This window comes from Synechococcus sp. R6-7, from assembly GCF_047461695.1.
In the GTDB taxonomy this organism is placed as follows: domain Bacteria; phylum Cyanobacteriota; class Cyanobacteriia; order Thermostichales; family Thermostichaceae; genus Thermostichus.
Window position 1 is genome coordinate 1 of the sequence record NZ_JANSHS010000398.1, and the last position, 3,716, is coordinate 3,716.

The window sequence follows — 3,716 nt, forward strand, 5'->3', positions numbered from 1 at the left end:
CCGCAAGCAGATTGACCAGATGTTGGATCCCTCTCATCTCCTCTGGCAGGGGGAGATTTCTCAAGGTAACTACGGCTGTCTCTGTTACCTGAGCAGAGCTTACGTTTAGGTAAAGTAGCTGAACAAAGTAAAAAAATGAGCCACGGAGCGGAACAAATACGACTCTCTCTCAGATCTAAGCTTCCTCTTTAGGTCTACCTGCATGTTATCTTGCCTGTAAAGTCATCTTATCCCCAACTGAACTGACTATAACTGGAAAAAACTATACTGGGCAGACAAGTCAGGAGAATTTCTAGCCATCTTGTAGTAGATGTCAGACTGGATACTTACAAACAAACTTCTAGCCGGGATCCAAGCCCAGCAAGCAGGAGATTTGCGACAAGCAGAAGCCATTTACTCCGAGATCTTGGCGGAGTTTCCTGAGCAAGCCGACGCTTTGCACCTGCTGGGAACGGTTGCCCAGACCAAGGGGGATTTGGAATGGGCAGCTGCGCTAATTGCCGAGGCTATTGAGTTAAATCCTTGCGTAGCTCTTTATCATCACAACTTAGGCGTGGTCTACGAGTCTTCGGGCCAATGGGAGAAAGCCTTATCCTGCTACCGGCAGAGCTTAAACCTCAATCCCGATGCCACTCTTTCCGCCTTTCAAGCTGGCAAGATCCTCGTTGACTTACGTCGCTGCGAAGAGGCGATCCCCCTGCTCAATTCCCTGTTGGTAAACTCGGATCGAGCAGCAGGGATCCCTTTGGAAGAGGTGCATCTGAATCTGGCTATCGCCTACCGAGATCAAGGAGAACACGCTATTGCCTTGGATCACCTGGAGAAAGCATTGGCTTTGGATCCCCAGTTAGAACAGGCTCGTTGGTTTTATCATCTCTACTTGCCGGCAGTCTATCAGAGTGAGGAAGAGCTCAACTCCTTTCGTGCTCGCTTTGTTGAGCACCTGGATCGTCTTATTGAGGAAACTCCCCTAGAAACAGAGGAGCAACGTCGCACAGCGCTGTGGGCGTCAGGACTGGGAACCAATCACTACCTACAGTACCAAGGCTACAACGACCTGGATTTGCAGAAAAAATATGCCCAGTTTGTTCAACGCATAGTCAACGCCTGTTATCCCGATTGGAGATATCTTCCTTGCCAATCCCAACCAGGGGATCCCATCCGAGTTGGGTTTGCCTCAGCTTCCATGCGAGCTTGCTCTTACAGCCGCTTATCTCTGGGTTGGGTTAAGTACCTAAATGCCAATTGGATTGATGGACAGGCTAACTCGGAGCGAAAGTTTCAAGTCTTCGCCTATCACTTGGATCCCAGAACCGACTTCATGACAGACCGGTATCGTCAATATGCCGATGTGTTTAGGCACATTCCCAGCAGCCTCGAGGATGCAGCCCAACAAATCCTACAGGATCAGTTGGATATTTTGGTGTATTTGGAGATTGGTCTTTCACCTCTTATTCTGCAACTGGCTTCCCTGCGACTGGCACCGATACAGTGCTCCACTTGGGCTCATCCTATAACTTCTGGACTTTCTACGATTGACTATTTCCTCTCCAGCGATTTAATGGAGCCAGAGGATGCTCAAAAACATTATAGTGAAACCCTGATTCGTTTACCTCATTTGGGCACTTGCTTCGAAAAGCCGGTTTTGCCTCAGCAAAAGCGCTATCGAGAGGATTTCGGCCTGCGCAGAAACGCAGTGGTTTACCTAGCTTGTCAATACTTGGGTAAATATCTGCCCCAATATGACTATCTTTTTGCCGCTATTGCTCAGCGAGTGCCCAACGCTCAATTTGTTTTTTTGGCTCTACCCAATGCTGCTATTGCCCGACAATTTCAGCAACGGCTCACCCGGGCTTTTTCTTTGTATGGCCTCAATGTAGAAGACCACTGCCTGATCCTGCCCGGATTGGATTATCAAGACTACTTGGATCTCAACCGCTGTGCCGATCTTATGTTAGATTCCTATGGCTGGTCAGGTGGGATCACCACCTTAGAGGCCGTTGCGGTCGGATTGCCTGTGATCACTTGCCCTGGAAAGCTGATGCGGGGGCGGCATACCTATGCCATTCTCAAAAGAATGGAGCTGGACAGCTTAATTGCCTCGGATCTGAAAAGCTATGAGGATTTGGCCGTAAAACTGGGATCCGATTCTGAGTTTCGCTACCACATGGCTGAGGAGGTTCGGCAGCGATGCCACCTACTCTTCGAAGATCGAGAATGTGTGGCAGCCCTAGCTCATTTCTTTCTCACCCTCACCAAGAAGCCCGACGCCAGTAGTGGTTAGCCCACTGCGAAAAAGGGTTTTGCTCTGGATCCCTTCCTGAGGACAAAATTGGCTCAACGGCCCCACTACGCCCTTGAAGCTCCCTTCTCGAGGTCAACAGCGGAACAACCCCCCAGGCCGGTGCAAGCCTAAACGTGGGAAAATCCTGTCAGTGATCTGCATTTTGCTGAGAATTGCTCAGAGCATCGTAATCTAGAGGAACATTGACATCCGGTGTCCGGAGGAGTGCTTATGCCAGGGCCAGCATCGAATGCTTCTAGAGCTCCGCAGGGATCCCTGCAGAGGGTTTTCTTGGGCCTTTTGGCCTCGGCTGCGGTTTTGGCAGGCTGTGGAGGAAGTGGAGGGAGTACAATACCGCCTCTGGTGAACGTCTGCGAACAAGCCTTCAGTCCAGGCTTTTTTGCATCGATTGGTCTGCGCCGACAGGGGGATAGGCGCAGTGGAACCTTGGGGCCAAATAGCCTTTTGGAGTTTTATTTCGATGCCGCCGGCAATATTCTGGATGCTCGCACAACTCCGCCGCCTCCCGGCACGTTTACCTTCTATTCAGATGCGTTTCTTTACTTCCCCTCTGCAGCCAACGTTACCGGGGTTACAATCCGGCTGGCCAGCCCGGTTTTCGACCCGCTATTGGTCATCGGCAGCTTTGACAGCAACCGGAGATTGGATCCTGACGTTTTTGTAAATGATGATGCTGCCCCTGGCAACTTTACCACCTCTCAGCTAACCATCCCCGTGCGGCAAGACCGCTGCTACTTGCTCCAGGTGCAAAGCTACTGGGCGCAAAATGCCTCTCCAGCCGCTGGGCCGGGCAGCCCTGGGCGAGGCCCTTACACCATCGAAGTTGTGAGCGAAAGCTTTGCTGCTCCTCCTCCACCGCCTCAACGGCAACAGAAACCGGACGATAGGGAAGACGGCGGCGGCGGAGACCGAGGGGGGGGTGTCGGCCTCTAGCTCTGGCGGGTGAGCTTGATGGCAAAGTCAGCGCTGCCACAGGTGGCTCTGCCGCGAATCACGCGCCCGTCAGGGCTGACCGTGCCACTCCAAGCAACGGTTGGGGTACCGCTACCCCCTATCCTGCCGCTAACAGAAAGTTGGCTGCCGATGAGCTGGCCGCTGCGTTCGGAAAAGCTGGGGGAGGAAACGCTGATCTGGTTGCCCTCCTGACGAATGGAGACGGTTTCCTGGACGCCAGCCGCAACATTGACCTTGCACAGGGATCCCTGCCAGATAAAAGATCCTCCCTCGTAAAGCCACTCGCCGCTGAGGGCCAGCTCTGCCGCAGGTGTTGGCGTTGCTGGGGCAGGTGTGGCAGTGGGAGTGGGGGATGGAGTCGGGGTGGGGGTAGGAGTACGAGGGACAAGCGGGGTGAATCGAGGGATAGGGGTAAGCGTCGGTGTCGGAGTGGGTGTTGGCGCTGGAGTCGGGGTGG

General features: G+C 53.1%; 2 protein-coding genes and 1 pseudogene. 2 read left to right on the forward strand and 1 reads right to left on the reverse strand.

The features are described from left to right. Positions 1–310: 310 nt before the first annotated feature. A complete protein-coding gene (locus NW815_RS11475) occupies positions 311–2,284 on the forward strand; it encodes a tetratricopeptide repeat protein (protein WP_414389335.1) in 1,974 nt (657 codons plus the stop codon). A gap of 231 nt (positions 2,285–2,515) precedes the next feature. After that, positions 2,516–3,238 carry a hypothetical protein gene (locus NW815_RS11480; protein WP_414389337.1) on the forward strand — a complete coding sequence of 241 codons (723 nt, stop codon included), beginning with the start codon at positions 2,516–2,518 and terminating at the stop codon, positions 3,236–3,238. Here the strand turns inward: NW815_RS11480 and NW815_RS11485 are convergent. Continuing rightward, positions 3,235–3,716, reverse strand: a pseudogene (locus tag NW815_RS11485) (serine/threonine protein kinase); the annotation flags it as partial. The gene NW815_RS11480 and the pseudogene NW815_RS11485 overlap by 4 nt on opposite strands.